This window comes from Burkholderia sp. LS-044, assembly GCF_004803625.1.
GTDB lineage: Bacteria > Pseudomonadota > Gammaproteobacteria > Burkholderiales > Burkholderiaceae > Burkholderia > Burkholderia cepacia.
On the sequence record NZ_SSWO01000004.1, the window covers coordinates 234,936 to 255,600 of the forward strand.

General features: G+C 67.8%; 21 protein-coding genes. 8 read left to right on the plus strand and 13 right to left on the minus strand.

Annotated features, from left to right (window positions below; translation table 11 throughout):
- Positions 1 to 105 precede the first annotated feature (105 nt).
- Entirely contained in the window at positions 106 to 1,044 is a 939-nt protein-coding gene (locus E9536_RS12475) for a CobD/CbiB family protein (protein WP_021159740.1), read from the plus strand.
- A gap of 66 nt (positions 1,045 to 1,110) precedes the next feature.
- On the opposite strand, the gene E9536_RS12480 is transcribed toward E9536_RS12475, so the two are convergent.
- The 3 genes from E9536_RS12480 to E9536_RS12490 form a co-directional block, all read right to left on the minus strand.
- Complete coding sequence (locus E9536_RS12480) at positions 1,111 to 1,428, minus strand: hypothetical protein (protein ID WP_021159739.1); 318 nt, start codon at positions 1,426 to 1,428, stop codon at positions 1,111 to 1,113.
- A gap of 67 nt (positions 1,429 to 1,495) precedes the next feature.
- Positions 1,496 to 2,437, minus strand: coding sequence for a ribosome small subunit-dependent GTPase A (gene rsgA, locus E9536_RS12485; RefSeq protein ID WP_021159738.1), 942 nt, complete (start codon positions 2,435 to 2,437; stop codon positions 1,496 to 1,498).
- Positions 2,434 to 3,693 carry a M48 family metallopeptidase gene (locus E9536_RS12490; RefSeq protein WP_136469926.1) on the minus strand — a complete coding sequence of 420 codons (1,260 nt, stop codon included), beginning with the start codon at positions 3,691 to 3,693 and terminating at the stop codon, positions 2,434 to 2,436. Before E9536_RS12490 ends, rsgA begins: the two co-directional genes overlap by 4 nt.
- A 117-nt stretch (positions 3,694 to 3,810) precedes the next feature.
- Here E9536_RS12490 and orn point away from each other — a divergent pair, with 117 nt between their 5' ends.
- On the plus strand, positions 3,811 to 4,431 hold the full coding sequence (gene orn / locus E9536_RS12495) for an oligoribonuclease (protein WP_021159736.1): 621 nt from the start codon (positions 3,811 to 3,813) through the stop codon (positions 4,429 to 4,431).
- A 34-nt stretch (positions 4,432 to 4,465) separates the two neighbouring features.
- On the opposite strand, the gene mog is transcribed toward orn, so the two are convergent.
- Both mog and yjgA read right to left on the minus strand, forming a co-directional pair.
- The gene (mog, locus tag E9536_RS12500) at positions 4,466 to 5,080 is read right to left on the minus strand and encodes a molybdopterin adenylyltransferase (RefSeq protein ID WP_027788041.1); all 615 of its coding nucleotides are present in this window, start codon (positions 5,078 to 5,080) and stop codon (positions 4,466 to 4,468) included.
- Positions 5,064 to 5,666 carry a ribosome biogenesis factor YjgA gene (yjgA, locus tag E9536_RS12505; protein WP_272481468.1) on the minus strand — a complete coding sequence of 201 codons (603 nt, stop codon included), beginning with the start codon at positions 5,664 to 5,666 and terminating at the stop codon, positions 5,064 to 5,066. Before yjgA ends, mog begins: the two co-directional genes overlap by 17 nt.
- A 127-nt stretch (positions 5,667 to 5,793) precedes the next feature.
- On the opposite strand from yjgA, the gene pmbA reads away from it, so the two are divergent.
- On the plus strand, positions 5,794 to 7,164 hold the full coding sequence (pmbA, locus tag E9536_RS12510; RefSeq protein ID WP_027788039.1) for a metalloprotease PmbA: 1,371 nt from the start codon (positions 5,794 to 5,796) through the stop codon (positions 7,162 to 7,164).
- An 86-nt stretch (positions 7,165 to 7,250) separates the two neighbouring features.
- Here pmbA and E9536_RS12515 read toward each other — a convergent pair whose 3' ends face one another.
- Together E9536_RS12515 and E9536_RS12520 are read right to left on the minus strand one after the other, a co-directional pair.
- Entirely contained in the window at positions 7,251 to 7,751 is a 501-nt protein-coding gene (locus E9536_RS12515; RefSeq protein ID WP_060206231.1) for a dihydrofolate reductase, read from the minus strand.
- Positions 7,752 to 8,022: 271 nt separating this feature from the next.
- Positions 8,023 to 8,349 carry a hypothetical protein gene (locus E9536_RS12520; RefSeq protein ID WP_059681804.1) on the minus strand — a complete coding sequence of 109 codons (327 nt, stop codon included), beginning with the start codon at positions 8,347 to 8,349 and terminating at the stop codon, positions 8,023 to 8,025.
- 501 nt (positions 8,350 to 8,850) lie between these two features.
- Between E9536_RS12520 and E9536_RS12525 the strand changes: the two genes are divergently transcribed.
- Together E9536_RS12525 and E9536_RS12530 are read left to right on the plus strand one after the other, a co-directional pair.
- Complete coding sequence (locus E9536_RS12525) at positions 8,851 to 10,248, plus strand: sigma-54 dependent transcriptional regulator (RefSeq protein ID WP_027788036.1); 1,398 nt, start codon at positions 8,851 to 8,853, stop codon at positions 10,246 to 10,248.
- 41 nt (positions 10,249 to 10,289) lie between these two features.
- Entirely contained in the window at positions 10,290 to 11,261 is a 972-nt protein-coding gene (locus E9536_RS12530) for a thymidylate synthase (protein ID WP_027788035.1), read from the plus strand.
- A 102-nt stretch (positions 11,262 to 11,363) separates the two neighbouring features.
- On the opposite strand, the gene E9536_RS12535 is transcribed toward E9536_RS12530, so the two are convergent.
- Both E9536_RS12535 and E9536_RS12540 read right to left on the minus strand, forming a co-directional pair.
- The gene (locus E9536_RS12535) at positions 11,364 to 13,907 is read right to left on the minus strand and encodes a DUF6600 domain-containing protein (protein ID WP_136470027.1); all 2,544 of its coding nucleotides are present in this window, start codon (positions 13,905 to 13,907) and stop codon (positions 11,364 to 11,366) included.
- Positions 13,908 to 14,069: 162 nt separating this feature from the next.
- Positions 14,070 to 14,777 (minus strand): helix-turn-helix transcriptional regulator, encoded by a 708-nt coding sequence (locus E9536_RS12540; protein ID WP_027788033.1) that lies wholly within the window; start codon positions 14,775 to 14,777, stop codon positions 14,070 to 14,072.
- Positions 14,778 to 14,972: 195 nt separating this feature from the next.
- Here E9536_RS12540 and E9536_RS41400 point away from each other — a divergent pair, with 195 nt between their 5' ends.
- Both E9536_RS41400 and E9536_RS12545 read left to right on the plus strand, forming a co-directional pair.
- Positions 14,973 to 15,113, plus strand: a complete 141-nt coding sequence (locus E9536_RS41400; protein WP_166741985.1) for a hypothetical protein — start codon at positions 14,973 to 14,975, stop codon at positions 15,111 to 15,113.
- A 130-nt stretch (positions 15,114 to 15,243) separates the two neighbouring features.
- Complete coding sequence (locus E9536_RS12545; RefSeq protein WP_012328135.1) at positions 15,244 to 15,756, plus strand: acyl-CoA thioesterase; 513 nt, start codon at positions 15,244 to 15,246, stop codon at positions 15,754 to 15,756.
- A gap of 56 nt (positions 15,757 to 15,812) precedes the next feature.
- On the opposite strand, the gene fumC is transcribed toward E9536_RS12545, so the two are convergent.
- The 3 genes from fumC to E9536_RS12560 form a co-directional block, all read right to left on the minus strand.
- Positions 15,813 to 17,207 carry a class II fumarate hydratase gene (fumC, locus tag E9536_RS12550; protein WP_027788032.1) on the minus strand — a complete coding sequence of 465 codons (1,395 nt, stop codon included), beginning with the start codon at positions 17,205 to 17,207 and terminating at the stop codon, positions 15,813 to 15,815.
- 155 nt (positions 17,208 to 17,362) lie between these two features.
- Positions 17,363 to 18,751 (minus strand): multidrug efflux MATE transporter NorM, encoded by a 1,389-nt coding sequence (gene norM / locus E9536_RS12555; RefSeq protein ID WP_059681811.1) that lies wholly within the window; start codon positions 18,749 to 18,751, stop codon positions 17,363 to 17,365.
- Positions 18,752 to 18,885: 134 nt separating this feature from the next.
- On the minus strand, positions 18,886 to 19,104 hold the full coding sequence (locus E9536_RS12560; RefSeq protein ID WP_021159725.1) for an RNA-binding S4 domain-containing protein: 219 nt from the start codon (positions 19,102 to 19,104) through the stop codon (positions 18,886 to 18,888).
- Between the two features lie 269 nt (positions 19,105 to 19,373).
- On the opposite strand from E9536_RS12560, the gene E9536_RS12565 reads away from it, so the two are divergent.
- Positions 19,374 to 19,760 carry a hypothetical protein gene (locus tag E9536_RS12565; protein WP_136469927.1) on the plus strand — a complete coding sequence of 129 codons (387 nt, stop codon included), beginning with the start codon at positions 19,374 to 19,376 and terminating at the stop codon, positions 19,758 to 19,760.
- A gap of 121 nt (positions 19,761 to 19,881) precedes the next feature.
- Here the strand turns inward: E9536_RS12565 and E9536_RS12570 are convergent, their stop codons facing one another.
- A complete protein-coding gene (locus tag E9536_RS12570) occupies positions 19,882 to 20,664 on the minus strand; it encodes a DUF4088 family protein (protein WP_027788029.1) in 783 nt (260 codons plus the stop codon).
- Between the last annotated feature and the right edge of the window lies 1 nt (position 20,665).

The window sequence follows — 20,665 nt, forward strand, 5'->3', positions numbered from 1 at the left end:
GGCGCGCGCGGCCGGCTGCCGCACGACCGCGCCGGCAGCCATCCGGTGCTTACGCTGTGCTATCGTTATGCAAAAAATGACATAACTCCGAAGACGGCGCCACGCATGACTTTCTTTTCGGTTCTCCTCGCCCTCATCATCGAACAGGTCCGCGCGTTGTCGCCGAACAATCCGGTGTTCGCGCTGTTCCAGTTTCATGCGGAAACCGTCGCGCATGGTCTCGACGCAGGCAAGCAGAAGCACGGCATCCTCGCATGGCTCGCGGTCGTGTTGCCGTGGGTGCTGATCGTCGCGCTGATCTATTTCCTGTTGTACAAGGTGAGCTTCGTGCTCGCGTTCATCTGGAACGTCGTCGTCGTGTATTTCACGCTCGGCTTCCGCCAGTTCAGCCACTACTTCACCGACATCCACCTCGCGCTCAACAACGATGACGTGCCGCGTGCGCGCGAAATCCTGCACGAGTGGACGGGTATCGACACGGTCGACATGCCGGTCGGCGAAATCGTCCGCCATACGCTGATTCACGCCGTTGTCGCATCGCATCGTCACGTGTTCGGCGTGTTCTTCTGGTACGTGCTGCCGATCGGCCCGGCCGGTGCCGTGCTGTACCGGATTTCCGAATACCTCGCGCGCAGCTGGTCGACGCCGGGTGACGACCGCACGGCAGCCTTCTCGACGTTCGCGCAGCGCGCGTTCTTCGTGATCGACTGGATTCCCTCGCGACTGACCGCGCTCGGCTTTGCAATCGTCGGTAACTTCGAGGACGCGATCTACGCGTGGCGCAACCATACGCGCCAGTGGCCCGATCCGAACGACGGCGTCCTGCTGGCAGCCGGTAGCGGCGCGCTCGGTGCACGCCTCGCGGGGCCGCTCGCGGAACCGTCGAGCCTCGATGCGCTGGCGGTCGGTGACAGCGGTCCGTTGACGGTCGGCGACGATTGCACGCCGCGTACGCTGCAATCCGCGGTTGGCCTTGTCTGGCGCGCGGTGATCCTGTGGATGATTCTGCTGCTGATGCTGACGCTCGCCGTCTGGGTGTCGTGACGGGGCAGTGCGGTGCCCGATGAAAGACAAAAGGCCGGCTTGATGCCGGCCTTTTTGCTGTGCGGGTCAATCGTCGCGCGGGTCGCGCACGGCGCCGCATTGCCAGCAGGCCGTGAACTGGGCCTCGAGCGCCTCCCCGCACTGCCGGCAGCGCCACGGCGCGGCGCCGGCCGACGGGCCGTGCGAAGCGGCATCGAGGAGCCGGCGCGCGAGCGCGTCGTCGCGTTCGTCGTCGAGCCACAGCTCGGGCGTGCACGCGTCGGCAGGCAGGCCGCCGAGTGCGCCTGTCGCGTAGCAGTTATGCAGCTCGCAACCGATGCCGGCCACCTGGAGCACGTTGGCCCAATGCTGCGCCGTCGCGAGATCGGGTGCCTTGAAACGCATCGCGGCTCCTGTCGGTGAGGGCCGGCCCCGCATGGCACCGGCTGGCCGCCGCGCGCGTGCCGCGCGATCAGCGGACGATCTGGCTTGCCTCGTGCACGAGCTGCGCGTACAGCGCATGCCGTGTCGGCGCGATGCGGCCGTCGGCGACGGCTTCGAGAATCGCGCAGCCGGGTTCGTGCAGATGATGGCAATTATAGAAACGGCAGTCCGCGAGCAGCGGCCGGAACTCCGGAAACGCGCGCTCGAGACGGCCTTCCGTCAGGTGGTAGAGGCCGAATTCCTGGAAGCCCGGCGAATCGATCAGGGCGCCGCCGCCTTCCAGCGGGTAGAGGCGCGTGAACGTCGTCGTGTGACGGCCGCTGTTGAGCGCGGCCGAAATCTCGCGGGTGGCGGCTTCGGCGTCGGGAACGAGCAGGTTCACGAGCGTCGACTTGCCCATCCCGGACTGGCCGAGCAGGATCGTCGAATGCCCGGCGAGGTGCGGCATCAGTTGCGCGCGCGCGTCGTCGGGCGAGCCTTTCACCGACAGCTCGAGCACGTCGTAGCCGAGTGCGCGGTAGGGCGCGAGGCGCTCGCGCGCGACCGGCAGCGCGGCTTCGACGTCGATCTTGTTCAGCACGACGAGCGGCTTCAGCTCGTTCGCCTCGGCGGCAATCAGCGCGCGGCCGAGCAAGTCCTCGCTGAAATAGGGTTCGGTCGCGAGCACGATCAGCAACTGGTCGAGGTTGGCCGCGAACAGCTTCGACTTGAACTGGTCGGAACGGTACAGCAGGTTGCGCCGTTCGCCGATCTCGACGATGACGCCCTGGTCGGCCGAGGCGAGTTCGTACGCGACACGGTCGCCGACCGCGATATCGCTCTTCTTGCCGCGCGGGAAGCATTGCAGCATCGGGCCGCCATCGTCGGGCGCGACGATGTAGTGACGCCCGTGCGCCGCGATCACGCGGCCTTCGGCACGCTGCGCGCCCGACGCGCGCGGGGCCGGCTTGCGGGAGGTCGGCCGGCTCATGCGTGCTGCAGCAGGCGGTCGATCCGCTGCGAGGCGGGCGGATGCGAGTAGTAGAAGGCCGTATAGACAGGGTCGGGCGTCAGCGTCGACGCATTGTCCTCATAGAGCTTCACGAGCGCGCTGACGAGATCCTGCGCGTCGGTCTGGCTGGCCGCGAATGCGTCGGCCTCGAATTCGTGCTTGCGCGACGTGAGGCTGCCGAACGGTGTCGCGAAGAACAGGAACACGGGAATCGCGAGGAAGAACAGCACGAGCGCGGCGCCCGCGTTGCTCGTGTCGAGCGACGGCGTGACGCCGAGCCCCGTGTAGAACCACGTGCGCTGTGCAAGCCAGCCGAGCAGCGCGAGCAGCACGAGGCTCAGCACGAACGACACGAGCATCCGCTTCATCACGTGGCGGCGCTTGAAGTGGCCGAGTTCGTGCGCGAGCACGGCCTCGATTTCCTGGCCGGACAGCCGCGCGAGCAGCGTGTCGAAGAACACGATCCGCTTCGAGGCGCCGAAGCCCGTGAAGTACGCGTTGCCGTGCGCGGAGCGGCGGCTGCCGTCCATCACGAACAGGCCCTTCGCCGCGAAGCCGCAGCGCTTCATCAGCGACTCGATGCGCGCGCGCAGCGCGTCGTCCTTGAGCGGTTCGAACTTGTTGAAGATCGGTGCGATGAAGGTCGGGTAGATCAGCAGCACGAGCATCTGGAACGCGACCCAGACGATCCAGGTCCACAGCCACCACAGGCTGCCGGCCTGGTTCATCAGCCACAGCACGACGAACAGCAGCGGCAGGCCGAGCGCGGCGCCAAGCAGCGAGTTTTTCAGCATGTCGGTGAAGAACAGCCGCTTGGTCATCCGGTTGAAGCCGAAGCGCTGTTCGATTCCGAACTGGCGGTAATACTCGAACGGGACGTCGATCGCGCTCGTGATCACGAGCACCGCGGCGACGAGCGCGACCTGCTGCCCGTAGCCGCGGCCGAGCCAGCCGGTGAGCAGCGTGTCGAGCGCGCCGACGCCGCCGAGCAGCGTGAGGCCGACCAGCACGGCCGCGCTGACGACGATCTCGAGCATCGTGAGCCGGGTACGCTCGACCGTATAGTCGGCCGCGCGCTGGTGGGCGGTCAGCGGGATGGTCGCGCTGAACTGCGCGGGGACGTCGTTGCGGTGCGCGGCGACGAAGCGGATCTGCCGCGACGCGAGCCACAGCTTGGTGACGACCATCGCGAGCACGGCGAGCGCGAACAGCAGGGTGAACGAAAAGGGTGACATCGAAGGCGCCAAAGGGTTCTATGCGAGAATTATATGTTCTTGCGGACCGGGCCCGCTGATGCGATGCCGGCCGCCCGGGCGGCGCCGCGCGCTGCCCGCCATTTTCCAGGATGACTCATGACCGATACCGCCGCTTCCACCAGCCAGCCCGCGCTCGTGCGCAACGAGTTGAACCTCGTCTGGCTCGACATGGAGATGACGGGCCTCGACCCGGATAACGACCGCATCATCGAGATTGCGGTCGTCGTGACCAATTCCACGCTCGACGTCGCCGTCGAAGGCCCCGTGTTCGCGATCCACCAGAGCGACGAAACGCTCGCGAAGATGGACGACTGGAACAAGTCGACGCACGGCCGCTCGGGCCTGATCGACCGCGTGCGCGCATCGACCGTGACCGAAGCGGACGCCGCCGCGCAGCTGCAGGCCTTCCTCGCGCAGTACGTGTCGCCCGGCAAGTCGCCGATGTGCGGCAACTCGATCTGCCAGGACCGCCGCTTCATGGCGCGCTGGATGCCCGAATTCGAGCGGTTCTTCCACTACCGCAATCTCGACGTCAGCACGCTCAAGGAGCTGTGCCGCCGCTGGCAGCCGGCGATCTACAAGGGGTTCCAGAAGCGGGCGATGCACACGGCGCTCGCGGACATCCACGAGTCGATCGACGAGCTGAAGTACTACCGCGAGCATTTCCTGATTCCGGCCGCGTCGGCTCCGGCAGGCGAGTCCGCGCCGGCCGCCTGAGCGGGCCGGCACGCGCCCGGCGCCGGGTACAGGCTCAGCGCCGCGCGCTTTTCGGCCGGAACGCCGCGACCACCGCGGCGTCGGTCTCGATATACGGGCCGCCGATCAGGTCGATGCAGTAGGGCACCGCGGCGAAGATGCCGGGCACGGTCGACTTGCCGTCGGCATCGCGCAGCCCTTCGAGCGTTTCCCGGATCGATTTCGGCTGGCCCGGCAGGTTGATGATCAGCGCCGCATGGTCGGCCTGGGCCGTTTCGCGGATCACCGCGACCTGCCGCGACAGGATCGCGGTCGGCACGAAATTCAGGCTGATCTGCCGCATCTGTTCACCGAACCCGGGCATTTCCTTCGTCGCCACGGCCAGCGTGGCCTCGGGCGTCACGTCGCGGCGCGCGGGGCCCGTGCCGCCGGTCGTCAGCACGAGGTCGCACCCCGCGACGTCGACGAGCTCGGCGAGCGTGGCGGAGATCGTGGGCGCATCGTCCTGGATCAGGCGCGTTTCGGCGCGCCACGGCGACGTGAGCGCGCCGGCGAGCCACTCCTGCAACGCCGGAATGCCCTTGTCTTCGTAGACGCCCGTGCTCGCGCGGTCGCTGATCGACACGAGGCCGACGACGAGCTCGTCCGGGTGGTTACGCTTCGTCGTCATGGTCGTCTCCGGCGTCGTCCGCCGCTTCGTCGTCCGCATCCGACGTGCCGCCGGCGGCCTTGATCCACTGGAACAGCTCGCGGAAATAGCGCGGCGGCTTGCCCTGCTGCGCTTCCTTGCGTGCGTTGCGGATCAGCGTGCGGCCTTCCTGGATATCGGCTTCCGGGTGCTGGCGCAGGAATTCGGTCAGCGCATCGTCGTTCGCGAGCAACTGTTCGCGCGTGCGTTCGATCCAGTGAAGGCGGGCCGTCGCGGCCTTGTTCACGCCGCGCTGCGCGTCGAGCGCGGTGCGCAGCGCGGCCGTCTCGTCGTCGGTCAGCGAGCGCATCACGCGGCCGACGTACTGGAGCTGGCGGCGCTTGCCTTCGTGATCGGTGATCCGGCGGGCTTCGCGCACGGCGTCCGCGAGATCTTCGGGCATCGGCATGCGCTTGAGGGCGTCCTTCGGCAGGTCGACGAGCGCCTGGCCGAGCTCCTGCAGCGCGTGCATTTCGCGTTTCAACTGGGATTTGCTGGGGCGATCGTAGCCATTGTCGTCGTCCTCGACGGCATGCTCGATCGGCTGGATTCGGGTTTTGCGTGTCATGGACGGCATTGTATCGCGCCGCGGACACGCCAAGCTTGTCGGTGTCCGGCCCCGGACCTTGCTATGATCGCGGGATACGCAACATTTTGAACATGCGGGCGCCCGCCCGCCACCGGATATCAAGACGATGGCAGCCAATCTCGACGTACAAGCGCGCTATTTCCCGCACACGCAGGACCAGCTCAAGGAAATCGCCTCGGACATCCTTCGCCATGCGAAGGCCCTCGGCGCGACGGATGCCGCGACCGAAATCTCCGAGGGCGACGGCCTGTCGGTGTCGGTGCGCCGCGGCGAAGTCGAAACGATCGAGCACAACCGCGACAAGATGGTCGGCGTGACCGTGTTCATCGGCAAGAAGCGCGGCAACGCGAGCACGTCGGATTTCTCGCCGGGCGCGATCAAGGATACCGTCGCCGCCGCCTACAACATCGCGCGCTTCACGGCCGAGGACGAGGCCGCCGGCCTCGCTGAAGCCGAGCTGCTCGAAACCGACCCGCGCGACCTCGATCTGTACCACCCGTGGGCACTGACGGCCGACGAGGCCGTCGAGCTCGCCCGCCGCGCGGAAGATGCCGCGTTCGCGGTCAGCCCGCAGATCCGCAATTCGGAAGGCGCAAGCGTGTCGGCCCAGCATTCGCAGTTCGTGCTCGCGACGTCGCGTGGCTTCCTGTCCGGCTACCCGTACTCGCGCCACTACATCGCATGCGCGCCGATCGCGGGCAGCGGCCGCCACATGCAGCGCGACGACTGGTATTCGTCGAAGCGCAGCGCGACCGATCTTGCGGCGCCCGAAGCGGTGGGCCGTTATGCCGCCGAGCGTGCGCTTGCGCGGATGGGCGCGCGCCGTCTCGACACCCGCAAGGTGCCCGTGCTGTTCGAGGCGCCGCTCGCGGCCGGCCTGCTCGGCGCATTCGTCCAGGCGGTGAGCGGCGGTGCGCTGTACCGCAAGACGTCGTTCCTGGTCGACAGTCTCGGCAAGCCGGTGTTCGCGCCGCACATCCAGGTCGTCGAGGATCCGCACGTGCCGCGCGCGATGGGCAGCGCGCCGTTCGACGAGGAAGGCGTGCGTACGCGTGCGCGCAGCGTCGTCAAGGATGGCGTGGTCGAAGGCTACTTCCTGTCGACCTATTCGGCGCGCAAGCTCGGCACGCAAACCACCGGCAACGCAGGCGGCTCGCACAACCTCGCGCTGCGCAGCTCGAACACGCAGCCGGGCGACGATTTCGACGCGATGCTGAAGAAGCTCGGCACGGGCCTGTTGCTGACCGAGCTGATGGGGCAGGGCGTGAACTACGTGACGGGTGACTATTCGCGCGGCGCGGCGGGCTTCTGGGTCGAGAACGGCGTGATCCAGTATCCGGTCGAGGAAATCACCGTCGCGAGCACGTTGCAGGAAATGTTCCGGCATATCGTCGCGATCGGCGCCGATTCGATCGTGCGCGGCACGAAGGAAACCGGCTCGGTGCTGATCGAGCAGATGACGATCGCCGGGCAGTAAGCGGCGCGCGGCATCGGCCGCCATCAAACAAAAAAAGCCCGACGGCGTGAGTGAGCCGGTCGGGCTTTTTTATTGCGCGCGATGCGTCAGCCGCGCTTGCGCTCGTAGACGACGAACGCATAGCCGAACGTGTTCGGCGCGGCCGCCTGGTGCGCTTCGCGCGACACTTCCTGCCAGTGCGCGGCGTCGGGTGCCGGGAACGACGCGTCACCGTCGAAGTCGGCATCGATCTCGGTGACGACCAGCTTGTCGGCGAGTGCGAGACCTTCCGTGTAGAGTTGCGCGCCACCGATCAGGAACGCCTCGGGCACCCCGTCGCGCGCGGCGAGCGCCAGCGCGTCGGCGAGCGATGTGACCGTGTCGCAGCCGTCGAAGCGTCGCGCCGCATCGCGCGTGACGACGATGTTGCGGCGGCCCGGCAGCGGCCGGCCGATCGACTCGTGGGTCTTGCGGCCCATCACGATCGGTGCGCCCATCGTCGTGCGCTTGAAGAAGGCGAGATCCTCGGGAAGTTTCCAGGGCAACTGGTTGTCGCGGCCGATGATGCCGTTGCGGGCACGCGCGACGATCAGGGTCAACGTCGTCATGAAGGTCGGGGAGAGGAAAACCGGAATGGCGTCGATTCTACCGGAACGGCGGCGCGCACCGGTTCCGGGTGCGCGCATCCGCCTTCCGGCGCTGTGCGCCGCGACGGTCGAAGCCACGCGTCGCGGCGACGGAATGAATAAAAAGCGTGCCCGCCGGGGGACGGAGCACAAAACCGTTTCGTGTCGAGAGATCGCGAATGCAGCCTCTGATCGATGCTCTCCGGCCTGCCCTGATCAATACGTCATCCTGATCAAATGGTTCGGTCGACGGTCACTGGTGCGTACTGCCTTGTGCGGTGCCTTCCATCGCGTGCTGCACGTCGCCCGGCTGCGGTATCGGGAGCGGCATTGGCAACTGTGGCGGCGGGGGGATCTCGTCCCACAGTGTCACCGATGTCCTGCCGGCCGGCAGCGGTTGCGGCGCCGACACGGTCACGATGCCGAACCCGACGCCGTGCTGCATGCCCGGCGCGTTTGATGCAAGCAGCATGGCGTGATCCGGCTTCGAGCTTTCGTCTGCATGTACGGGCGAGGGCGGGCCGGCGGCCGCGACCGCAATGGTCATCGGCACGAAAGAAAGTAAAAGATGTTTTCGCATGGTCGCTGTCTCCGACGGTTTCCCTATTCAGCGAAATGCATGCCATCGCGCCGCGACCGTTGTCGAGACTGCGATTCGTGCGCAAGCGTTGCGAGTTGCGTCGGAAAACGGCTGAAAATGTTTCAGGCCTGAAACGAGGGGGCTCGGGAATACTGCGGATTCAATCGATACGCTTCAAGGATGAAAATCGTCGCATGTGTCGATGACTGCATGCATCGCTGCACAGGTGCTATGTGCAGACGATTGACATGCATCGACCTCCTGAGCGATTCGGCCGTATCGCCCGCGGCACTGAAATCGGATTGTCGTATTCAGTGCCTATAACTAAGCTATCTTGATCAAAATAACTGGACGCGAGATAAGCGCCATCATGCGAGGCTTTGTCGTTGCCGAGCATCGGCATGGCGAATCGAGCCGCCTTCGGCTGCCCCGATTCGATCCTTTCGCACGCATACTGACGTGCACGGCAATCGTTAGACGGTTGAGGAACGGGGTGAGCATATGGGAGTCGATCAGCGGCATGTGATCTACTATTCGCGCGAGCCGAACGACGCGTTGCGCGGCCATTTCGACGAATGCGGCTGGCGTGTCGATCTCGCGGAGACCGTGCGGGACGTACGGCGCGTCGTGCAGCACGGTGTCGCGACGGCCGGGCTGCTGGATTTTTCGCCGGGCTTCAAGCCCTCGGACCTGCGCGAACTCGAATCCTGTCTGAGCATTCAGCACATCGGCTGGATCGCGGCGACGCGCCGCGGCCAGTTGCAGGACGCCACGCTGCGCCATCTCATTCGTGACTACTGTTTCGACTACGTGACGATGCCGTACGAGACGTCGCGGATCGTCGAGACCGTCGGTCACGCGCACGGCATGGTCGCGCTGACCGAAACCGCTGCACCGCCCGTCGGCACGGGACGCAGCGAAGGCGAAATGGTCGGAACCTGCGATGCGATGCTCGGGCTCTTCAGGACGATTCGCCGCGTCGCGGCGACCGACGCACCGGTGTTCATCTCCGGCGAATCGGGTACGGGCAAGGAACTGACGGCGGTCGCGATTCATGAGCGCTCGTCGCGCGCGCACGCGCCGTTCATCGCGATCAATTGCGGCGCGATCCCGTCGACGCTGCTGCAGGCCGAGTTGTTCGGCTATGAGCGCGGCGCGTTCACCGGCGCGAACCAGCGCAAGATCGGCCGCGTCGAGGCCGCCAACGGCGGCACGCTGTTTCTCGACGAGATCGGCGACTTGCCGCTCGAAAGCCAGGCAAGCCTGCTGCGCTTCCTGCAGGAAGGCAAGATCGAGCGGCTCGGTGCCCACGTATCGGTGCCCGTCGACGTGCGCGTGATCTGTGCGACGCACGTGGACATGGACGCCGCGCTGCGCGAAGGGCGGTTCCGCGAGGACCTGTTCCATCGCCTGTGCGTGCTGAAGATCGAGGAGCCGCCGCTGCGCGCGCGCGGCAAGGATATCGAGATACTTGCGCGCCACATGCTTGAGCGTTTCAAGGGCGACGCGCATCGCCGCCTGCGCGGCTTTTCGCCTGATGCGGTCGCGTCGCTGTACGGCTATTCGTGGCCGGGCAACGTGCGTGAACTGATCAATCGCGTGCGCCGCGCGATCGTCATGTCGGAGGGGCGGATGATCACCGCCGCCGATCTCGAGCTGAACGAATTTGCGACACTCGCACCCGTGTCGCTGCTGGAGGCGCGTGAGGCGGCGGAACGGCAGGCGATCGAGCAGGCGCTGTTGCGCCATCGCGGCCGTTTCGCGGATGCCGCGCGCGAACTCGGCGTGTCGCGCGTCACGCTCTACCGGCTGATGTGTGCGCACGGCATGCGCGATCGCGGCGACACGCTGACAGGGTTTTCGGCGCCGTTGCAGGAGCTTCCGCATCACGCTTGCTAAAATTGGCGGGTACGGCCGCCCTCGCGGCCGAAGGAACCCGCATGAAACAGTATCTCGATCTCGTTCGTACCATTCTCGATACCGGCACCTGGCAGGAGAACCGCACGGGGATCCGCACCATCAGCATGCCGGGCGCGATGCTGCGCTTCGACCTGCAGCAAGGCTTCCCGGCCGTGACGACCAAGAAGCTCGCGTTCAAGTCGGCGATCGGCGAACTGGTCGGTTTCCTGCGCGCTTCCCGCAGCGCGGCCGATTTCCGCGCGCTCGGCTGCAAGGTGTGGGACGCGAACGCGAACGAGAATGCCCAGTGGCTTGCGAACCCGTATCGCCAGGGTGTCGACGATCTCGGTGACGTGTACGGCGTGCAATGGCGCCAGTGGCCGGGCTACAAGGTGCTCGACGCGGGCGCCGACGCGCAGATCGCCGATGCGACGCGCCGCGGCTTCCGGATCGTTACGCGTTTCGACGAAGACGGCGCACCGAAGGTGCTGCTGTACAAGGCGATCGACCAGTTGCGCCAGTGCCTGGACACGATCATGGAGAACCCGTCCGATCGTCGCATCCTGTTTCACGCGTGGAACCCGGCCGTGCTCGACCAGATCGCGTTGCCCGCGTGCCATCTGCTGTACCAGTTCCTGCCGAACGCTACGAAGCGCGAAATCTCGCTGTGCCTGTACATCCGCAGCAACGACGTCGGCCTCGGCACGCCGTTCAACCTGACGGAAGGGGCCGCGCTGCTGGCGCTCGTCGGCCGGCTGACCGGCTACACGCCGCGCTGGTTCACGTACTTCATCGGCGACGCGCACATCTACGAGAACCAGCTCGACATGCTGCAGCGCCAGCTCACGCGTGAGCCTTACGACAGCCCGCGGCTCGAGATTTCCGAGCGTGTGCCGGATTACGCGAAGACGGGCGTCTATGAGCCCGAGTGGCTGGACCGGATCGAGCCGTCGGATTTCTCGCTCGTCGGCTATCGCCACCACGAACCGCTGACCGCACCGATGGCCGTCTGATCGCGCGGCCCGGGCCGCGCAGAGGCATCGATTCGCTTCCCGCAGGAAAATGGCCCGACCGGCTGATACCGGTCGGGCCATTTTGTTTCACGTTTGCGGCGCTTACTGGCGGTGCCGCTCTTCGTGGCCGCCTTGCGGGGGCGGGTTGCCCGGGTGTGGCGCCTCGACGTGCGGCGCCGGTTGCGGCCGCGGTTCCATGTGCGGTGCGGGCATCGACGGGCGCGGCTCCATGCGTGGCGCCGGTTGCGGTCTCGGCTCCATGCGCGGCGCCTGCGGTTGCGGGCGCGGCATGTCATGCACGGCCGGGGCCGGCGGCCGGTACTCGTTCACACGTGGCGGGGCGACCTCGCGGTGCGGCGCCGGTTGCGCGAATTCGGGGTGCGGTTGCGGCGCGGGCGCCGCCCGCTCCGGTTGCGGTTGCCCATGCTGCGCCGGTGTCGGGAATTCGGGGCGCGGGCGCGGCTGCGGAATCTGCGCCGTATTGTCGAGCCGTGGTTGCGGCAGTGCGCGCGGCGTTTCGTTCCGGCCCCCGGGCTGCGTGCCCTGCAGCGTCGGCGCGCCCTCCGGATGCGGGATCGCCGCGCTGCGCACCGGCGGCAGCGCATTCTGTCCCGCCGCATGCAGTGCAGTGGGCGGAGCAGGGCGCTGGCGCTCCATCGGTGTGTGCGGCTGCATCCACGCGGGCGACGGCGCCTCGGCCGCGTGCGCATTGCCGATGCCGGCCGGACGATTGTTCGCTACCGGCGGATGGGGGACACCGTTGCCGGGCCCGAACGCCTGATGCGGCGCCGGGTTGCCGGGTGCCTGCGGCATGCCGCCGTTGGCGAAGTGCGGTGCGCCGGGGTTTTCGCCGTTCGTGGGCCGGGTGGCATTCGGCACGCCGGGCATCGGTGTTCCCGGCCGCCCGGCCTGCAAGGCGGCCGGCTGGCCTTCGCGAGGCGCGCGAGCCGGCTGCACGACGGGGCCGTGCGGATTCACGAGCTGCACGTTGTGCATCGCCCATGCGCCGCCAGCCGGTTTGCCCGGTACGCGGACCGGACGCGCCGTATAGTCGGCCGGCACGTTCGTCTTCACGACGGGCGCGCCGGCACCCGGCACGCGCCCGCCTTGCTGCGCGAGGTGGGCGGCGGCCTGGTCGCGATACGCGGCCGGCACGGCGGGATTGCGCGTGGCGACGTACGGATGCTGGGCAATTGCCGCCGGCGGGCGGTAGCTCGCATTGCGCAGCCCGCCGGTGAAGCTCTGGCGCACCGGCGCAATGCCCGGCGTACCCGGCGTGACATGCGCATTGCGCCATTGCTGCGGGTCGACGTGCTGCGAGAAGTGCGCGACAGGCTGGCCGTGCACGAACGCGGAAGCCGGTACGGCCGTGATCGCGTGCGGCGCACGGAAGTTGACGTAGGTCTTGTTGATGTTGGTGATATTGGTGATGTTCGTCACGTTCACGGTCTTGTTCACGTTGACGTTGTTCACCACGATGTTGCGGTTCACACGATCGTAGTAGTGCGGGCTCCAGCCGCCCCAGCCCGGATGCCACGGTTCGCCCGGGCCGAGCGCGAACCACGCGCAGCCGGCCGCGGCGACGCCGCCCACCGTGAGCGCGACGCTCCAGTCGGGGCCGCCGCCACTGCCCACGAACGCGACGAGTGCCGGTGCATAGGCCGGCGGCTGGCTGACGGCCAGCGGGCCCGGTACCCAGGCCCAGCTATCGTCCACGTACGCCCAGCGGCCGTAGTGATACGGCGCGAAACCCCATGGCGCGTCGTCGACCCACGTCCAACCCCACGGGGCCTGCCAGATCCAGTGGCCGTCGTGATACGGCGCCCAGTCCGCCGGCGTATCGTTCGGCACCCATACCTGGCCGTAATTCGGGGTGTCGCGCCACGTGCCGTTTGCGTCGAGATCCTGGTAGCCGGGAATGTCACGGGACACATAGCGGGCCGACACCGAGCGCTCCTCGGCCGCGTCGCGGCTGGCGGCCCACCGGTCGAGCGCATCGGGGCCGGGAGCGGCGGCTTGCTGCGCGACCTGCAGGTCGGTGCCCGTGAACACGACCTGCTGCCCCGGTGACAGCGGATACTGGCCGTTGCTGCCGTAGACGGTCGCGCTGCCGCTGCGCACCGTGACCGTCGTGCTCGCGCCGTTCGGCGCGACGTCGACGCGATAGTCGCCGGGGCCCGCGATGCCGAGCGCGAGGTTCGGCGTGTCGATTTCGTACGATCCGCCGGCCGGCAGATCGCGCACGTGAGTCGATACGGTGCCGAGCCCCACTTTCAGCTGGGTCGTCGTGTCGTCGAGGTTCAGTACCGACAGGCTCGTCGACTCGCCGAGCCGCACCGCGGTCGAGCCGATGTGCAGTTCCGAGCGCGCGCCGGCGTCGTTCCAGAGCTGGTCGCCGGTCGTCAGCGGCCGGTTCACGGCGGCATACGACCACGTATCGGTGCCGGCCGGCTCGGTCGTCACGGCGCCCGACAGGTAATTGAGCCGTGCGACACGGCTGGGCGGGTCGCCGCCCGGTTGCCGTGCCGCGGCCGCATACGGAGGGGCGCCGGCCGATTGCGCGAATGCGGGGGGCAGGGCCGCAAGCGCGACGAACGCGAGCAGCGTGCAGCGGGCGGTTCGCTTGAGCGTGAACAGGGTGGCCATGGTGAGCGTCTTCGTCATTGTCGCGGCGCGTCGATTCGTGCCGTTGAGTTCACAATATCCGCTCGGCCTGTTTCAATGCTCGGTGTTTTGTAAGTCGAATGGCACGCGATGTAACAAAACCTGTCGATCGCGCGCCGTTGTCGTGCAGACGCAATGCGGGCGTCAAGCGGACGTAAGCCACTCGTCGAAAACCTGCTGTCCGGGCACGGTGACGCGCAGCACGCGCGGCCGTGCCGCACGCTCGATCCAGCCGTGCGCGCAGAAGCTCTCGAGCAGTGCCGCGCCGAGCGCGCCGCCGAGGTGTGAACGCCGCTCGCTCCAGTCGAGGCATCCGCACGCGAAGCGGCGCCGGCGCGTGCGCTGCTGTGCGACGTCGATGCCCCATTGCGCAAGCGCCTGGGTGCCGAGTTCGGTGGTCTCGATCGCATCGCCGTCTGCCTGGAGCCAGCCGCGCGCAGTGAGCCCGTCGAAGATGCGCACCGCGAGTTCGCCGGCCATGTGGTCGTAGCAGGTGCGCGCATAGCGCAATTCGGCCGGGACCGTGCGGGACGGCGGCGGCGCCGCGCGATGCGGCGCGGCCGCGCGGGCGACGTTCGCGAGTGCCTCGAGCGATGCCGCGATGTCGGCCGATGCGATCCGGTAGTAGCGGTGTCGGCCGCGCACGTCGAGCGCGAGCAGGCCGCCTTCGGTCAAGCGCGAGAGGTGGGCGCTTGCGGCGGAGGGCGACAACCCCGCGATCATCGTCAGCTCGCCTGCCGGTCGTGCGCTGCCGTCCATCAGCACCCACAGCATCGCGGCGCGTCCCGGGTCGGCGATCAGCGAACCGATGCGGCTCAGGCCCGGAAAGTGGTGGTCGTCTTGGTCGGTCATCGTCGTGTCTCGTCAGGCGGGATGGTCTCCAGTGTAGTGGGCGCGCGCATTCGATGTTTCGGTTCCGGCTGAAATGTCGGATGCAGACGCGCCGGCGGCGTCGGTGCGGCGAACCGGGCCGCGGCCGCGTGCGGCCCGCGCGTAGAATGGCCGAAAGCGGCCGCAGCGGGCTGCCGCACGTGACACGACGCAACGATGAAGACGATTTTCTGTTTGCTGGCGGCGGCGCTCGTCTGCACGGCCTGTGCGCAGGGCGGTGCGGGCGCGGCCGGCGAGCGCGGCGGCAGCCTCGAGATGTACGGGACGATCGATCAGGGCATCACGGTGCGCCGCTGACCGGCGCCGGCCACATGCACGCCGGGCACGGCCCCCACAGCCGCGCCACACGGGGCGCCCCGCGACGCGTTGCCGCAGTGCAACGTATAATCGGCCGATTACAGCGCCCCTGCCGCTTGGAGCCAACACGATGTCCCAACCGTCCCCCGTACCGGCCGCCCTCGACCGCACCGAAACCGTATTCCGCTTCCTCGCCGAACCGTCGTCCGTGAACTTCGGCGGCAAGGTGCATGGCGGCGCGCTGATGAAGTGGATCGACGAAGTCGCGTATGCGTGCGCGGCCGTCTGGTCGAGCCGCTATTGCGTGACGGTCAGCGTCGGCAACATCCGTTTCCAGCGTCCGATCCTGGTCGGCAATCTCGTCGAGCTGAAGGCGCGCGTCGTTGCGACGGGCCGCACCAGCATGCACATCCATGTGTCCGTCCATGCCGGGGATCCGAAGGGCGGCGTGCTGCGCCAGACGACCGATTGCCTCGTCGTGTTCGTCGCGGTCGACGAGAACGGCAACCCGGTGCCGGTGCCGCCGTTCGTGCCCGAGACCGACGAACAGAAGGTGCTCGCGAAATATGCGGCCGACGTGCGGGCCGCGCTCGACAAGATCGTCGAGATGAAGCCGGAAGAAGTCGCGAAAGGCGCGGTCTGACCGCGGCGGGCGCCGCGCATCGCGCCGCGCCCGCGATTCCGCCGGTCGTCGTTCCGTCAGCGCGACCCGATCATCTGCTCGGGGCGCACCCACGCATCGAATTCCGCCTCGGTCAGGTAGCCGAGCGCGAGCGCGGCTGCCTTCAGCGTCGTGCCTTCCTTGTGCGCCTTCTTTGCGATCTGCGCCGACTTGTCGTAGCCGATGTGCGGATTGAGCGCCGTCACGAGCATCAGCGATTCGTTCAGCAGCAGGTCGATCCGCGAGCGGTTGGGCTCGATGCCCACCGCGCAGTGGTCGTTGAAGCTCTGCGCGCCGTCGGCGAGCAGCCGCACCGACTGCAGCACGTTGTGCGCGATCATCGGCCGGAACACGTTCAGCTCGAAATTGCCGCTCGCGCCGCCGACGTTGACCGCGACATCGTTGCCGAACACCTGGCAGCACAGCATCGTCACGGCTTCGGACTGCGTCGGGTTCACCTTGCCCGGCATGATCGAGCTGCCCGGCTCGTTTTCCGGAATCGACAGTTCGCCAAGCCCGCAGCGCGGCCCGCTCGCGAGCCAGCGGACGTCGTTCGCGATCTTCATCAGGCCGGCAGCCACCGTCTTCAGTGCGCCGTGCGCGAACACCAGCGCATCGGCGGCCGCCATCACCTCGAACTTGCTCGGCGCCGTCACGAACGGCAGCTTCGCGAGCCGGCCGATTTCATCGGCGACACGCACCGCGAACTCCGGATGCGCGTTCAGCCCCGTGCCGACCGCGGTGCCGCCGAGCGCGAGCTCATACAGGTGCGGCAATGCCGATTCGACGTGACGGATGCCCTGGTCCAGCTGTGCGACATAGCCGGAAAACTCCTGGCCGAGCGTGAGCGGCGTGGCGTCCTGCAGGTGCGTGCGGCCGATCTTCACGATGTCGGCGAAGGCCTTCGACTTCGCGTCGAGCGTCGTGCGCAGCGTGCGCAGCGCCGGCAGCAGGTGGTTGACGATCGCGTACGCGGCCGCGACGTGCATGGCGGTCGGGAACACGTCGTTCGACGACTGGCCGCGGTTCACGTCGTCGTTCGGATGAACCTTGCGCGCTTCGCCGCGCTCGCCGCCCATCAGTTCGCTCGCGCGATTCGCGATCACCTCGTTGAGGTTCATGTTGGTCTGCGTGCCGGAGCCCGTCTGCCACACGGCGAGCGGGAATTCGCGCGGATGCTTGCCGGCGATGATCTCGTCGGCCGCGTCGATGATGGCGCGCGCCTTGTCGTCGGCCAGCACGCCGAGCGACTGGTTCACGGCCGCCGCGGCGCGCTTGACGATCGCGAGCGCGTGGATCAGCTCGGGCGACTGCTTCTCGGTCGAGATCCGGAAATTCTGCAGCGAGCGCTCGGTCTGCGCGCCCCAGAGCCGGTCGGCCGGTACGGCGATCTCGCCGAACGTATCGCGTTCCATCCGAACTGCTTCGTTCATGATCCACTCCTCCAGGAAAGGGGAAAGGCCGCGCGTCGTCGCGCGGCATCGGGCATAACCAGACGTATCGTGAGGCAGTCGCGCCGCTGGCGCGGCGTCTCGAGGTCTTCAGCCGACTAGCATAGCGCCGGCCGGGATTTCGCGTCGTGTCGCGCTCAGTGCGGCGACGTCATGAGCGACGCGCTCTTCAGATGAAAGCGCCACCCCATCAGCACGGCCACGCTGGCAAGGCCGGCCGCGAGACCCCACCAGAGGCCGCGGGCACCGAGGCCCACGTGGAACGCGAACCAGTAGCCGGTCGGAAAACCGATGCCCCAGTAGCCGAGGGTCGCCGCGAGCATCGGGATGCGCGTGTCCTTCAGGCCGCGCAGCGCGCCCGACGCGACGGTCTGCGCGCCGTCGACGATCTGGAACACCGCGGCGATGCCGAGCAGCGACGCGGCGAGCGACACCGTGGCCGCGTTCGACGGATCGTCGAGGTTCAGGTACAGGCCGACGATCGCGTGCGGCGCGACGATCAGCACGATGCCCGACAGCGTCATGAACGCGACACCGAGGCCGAGGGCGACGAAACCCGCGTGCCGCGCGGCGACGGGCGCCCCCGCGCCGACCCAGTAGCCGACGCGCACGTTGGCGGCCTGGCCGATCGCGAGCGGCACCATGAACGCCACCGACGCGACGTTCAGCGCGATCTGGTGCGCGGCCAGCGACGTCGCGCCGAGCACGCCGATGGTCAGGCCGGTTGCGAGGAACAGCGTCGACTCGACCCCGTACGTGATCGCCACCGGCCAGCCGATGCCGATCAGCTCGCCCATCATGGGCAGCTTCGGGCGCGCGGCGGTGACGAAATGACGGAAGCGCTGCCGGCCGTGCAGCAGCCAGATCAGGGCGAGCGCGGTGAGCCAGATCGTGATCGTCGTCGCGACCGCCGAACCGAGGAAGCCGAGGCGTGGCAGCCCGAACGCGCCGTGGATCAGGCCGTAGTTCAGCACGGCGTTGACGCCGACGCCGCCGATCGACACCCACAGCAGCCGCCGCGCCGCACCGATCGCCGGAAGGAATGCACGCATCAGCCCGACACCGATCAGGCTGCCGAGCGCGGCGAAGCGCAGGATGCCCGTGTATTCGCCGACGTGATGCGCGAGCAACGGCGGCTCGTGGAACATCAGCAGGATCGGTTCGGACAGCGACAGCGCGATGATGGCCGGAATCGCGAGCAGCACGGACAGCGCGAAGCCGGTCCAGTAGATGTGCGGTACGCGCTCGTCGGCCTTGGCGCCGCGTGCGTGCGCGACGCTGACGCTGACCGACGACAGCACGCCTTGCAGCACGGTCACGATGACGAAGAAGAAGTTCGCGCCGAGCCCGCCCGCGGCGAGCGAATCGGGGCCGAGCGAGCCGAGCAGCACCGTGTCGGTGACGCTCATCGCCATCTGCGAGAGCTGCGCGATCGCGAGCGGCGCGGCGAGGCGGGCGGTATCGGCGGCATGACTGGACAGGGACGGCGGCGCGGCGGCCGTCCGCGTAAGACCGGAATGCGACATGGAATGGGCGCTCGCGCGGGTGCGGGCCCGCGCTATATGTATTTATTTTGAGAGACGGCTAGCTTACGGCTTTATTCGAACCGTGTCGAACGCGCGCGCCGATGGCCATGTCGCAGGCAGGGGAACCGTCGGCCCTAGGCTTCACGCACCGCAATGCGCGTGTCGCCGAGCAGGACGACCTGGCCCGCGCGAATCTTGCAGGTCTTGCGCAGTTCGACCGCGCCGTCGACTTTCACCGCGCCGGACGCAACGATCAGCTTCGCGCTGCCGCCGCTGTCCGCGAGTCCGGTGATCTTGAGAAGGTTGTGCAGCTCGACGTATTCGCCGGTCAGCGTGAAATCCAGGTTGGGCATGACGAAGAAGGTGCGCAAGGCGCGGGAGGAAACGCTCCGCATCATACGGCACCACGGGCCGGCACGCGAGCGCGGGCCGCCGCGGCATGCAGTTGTTAAGGACTGTGAGCGATTCGTCAGCAAATGAAACGGTGGGTAACAGTCTGAGAGATTCGAGAACCGGCCGGGCGCGCCGCAGGTCTTTTTCGTACCTGCTGCGTGTTGCGGCAGGGGAAGCGACGGGCCGCATCGCTGCGGTTCGGGCTCACAACTTCCTGAGGAGAATTGCCATGTCCAAGATTCGTACGATGCTGATCGGTGCCGCGCTGACGGCGTTCGCTACTTCGGCCGCATTTGCCCAGACGGGCACGGCCGGTGCCGGCGTGCAGGCGCAGACGCCGGCGGCGGGTGTCGGTGCCGGCATGCAGGGCAGTGCGGGCGCGAACGCGTCGGGCAATGCCGCCGGCGGTGCAACCGATGCGGTCGGCGCGGCAGCCGACGGCGCGAAGGATACGGCGTCGTCGGCCGTCCATTCGGCCAAGAAGCACACGAAGCATGCCGCGAAGTCGGCCAAGAGCCATGTCGGTTCGGCCAAGGCGAAGGCCGGCGAAGCGACCGAAGGCGGCGCATCGGTCGGTGCTGAGGGCGGTGCATCGGCCCAGGGCGCCACGCAGTAAGCGGTGCCTGGCGCCGCGACGCTCGTCCCTGACGGTGCGTCGCGACGGCGGTCATCCAACGGCCCGGTTCGCATTGCGCGAACCGGGCCGTTTTCGTGTGTCGATGCGCTTGGGGGCGCCGTTACGGGCGGCGCTGTCCTTGCCCTTGTCCCGGACCCTGTGCCGGCCGCGCGGCAGCCGGGGTGAATACGCTGCGCAGCCATGCGGCAAGCCGTGCGAAGACGTCGTACGGCTCCTCGACGAAGATCTCCGGCTTCAGCAGCCGCAGGTATTCCATGATCTGCTGCGCTTCCTGTTTCTGGAACGAGCCGTGCGCGAGCCCGAGGCGCAGCAGCCCGCGCAGTTCGCCGAGCTTGTCGCGCGCGGTGCTGCCGACGCTCATCTCGCACGCGAGCTTGGCCTCGTAGACCCGTTGCCGCAGCGATTCCGCGAGCCGCCACGCCGGCGTCTGCATCAGTTCCTCGAGTGCCTGGATGTCTTGCGCCGCTCCCTTGATCTGCGACGCGAGCGGGTCGATCAGCGACGGGTCGCCCTGCGCTTCGGCGACGATCGCCTTCGCCCAGTCGCGGCAAGCCTTCGCGAGTTCGTCGGGGGTCCATTCGGAGCGGGACGCGAAGCCGAAGCCGAATTCGCCGGCCTGTCGCATCAGGATCGCGACGACGTCCGGGAATTCCTTGTCGAGCGTGCGTTTGGCCCACGCGTACTGGCCGCCCTGCAGCATCCGCTGCACCGCGTGCTCGGTCAGCGGCACCATGTTGTCGAGCAGTTTGGCGCGCAGGAAATCCTCGAACGACGGCGTCGCGAACTGCGGGTCGAGTTTCAGCGACACGCGGACGAACGCGTCGTAGTCCTTGCGCAGGGACTCGAGCGTGTCGTCCTTGAGGGAAAGGGTGATCTGGCCCATG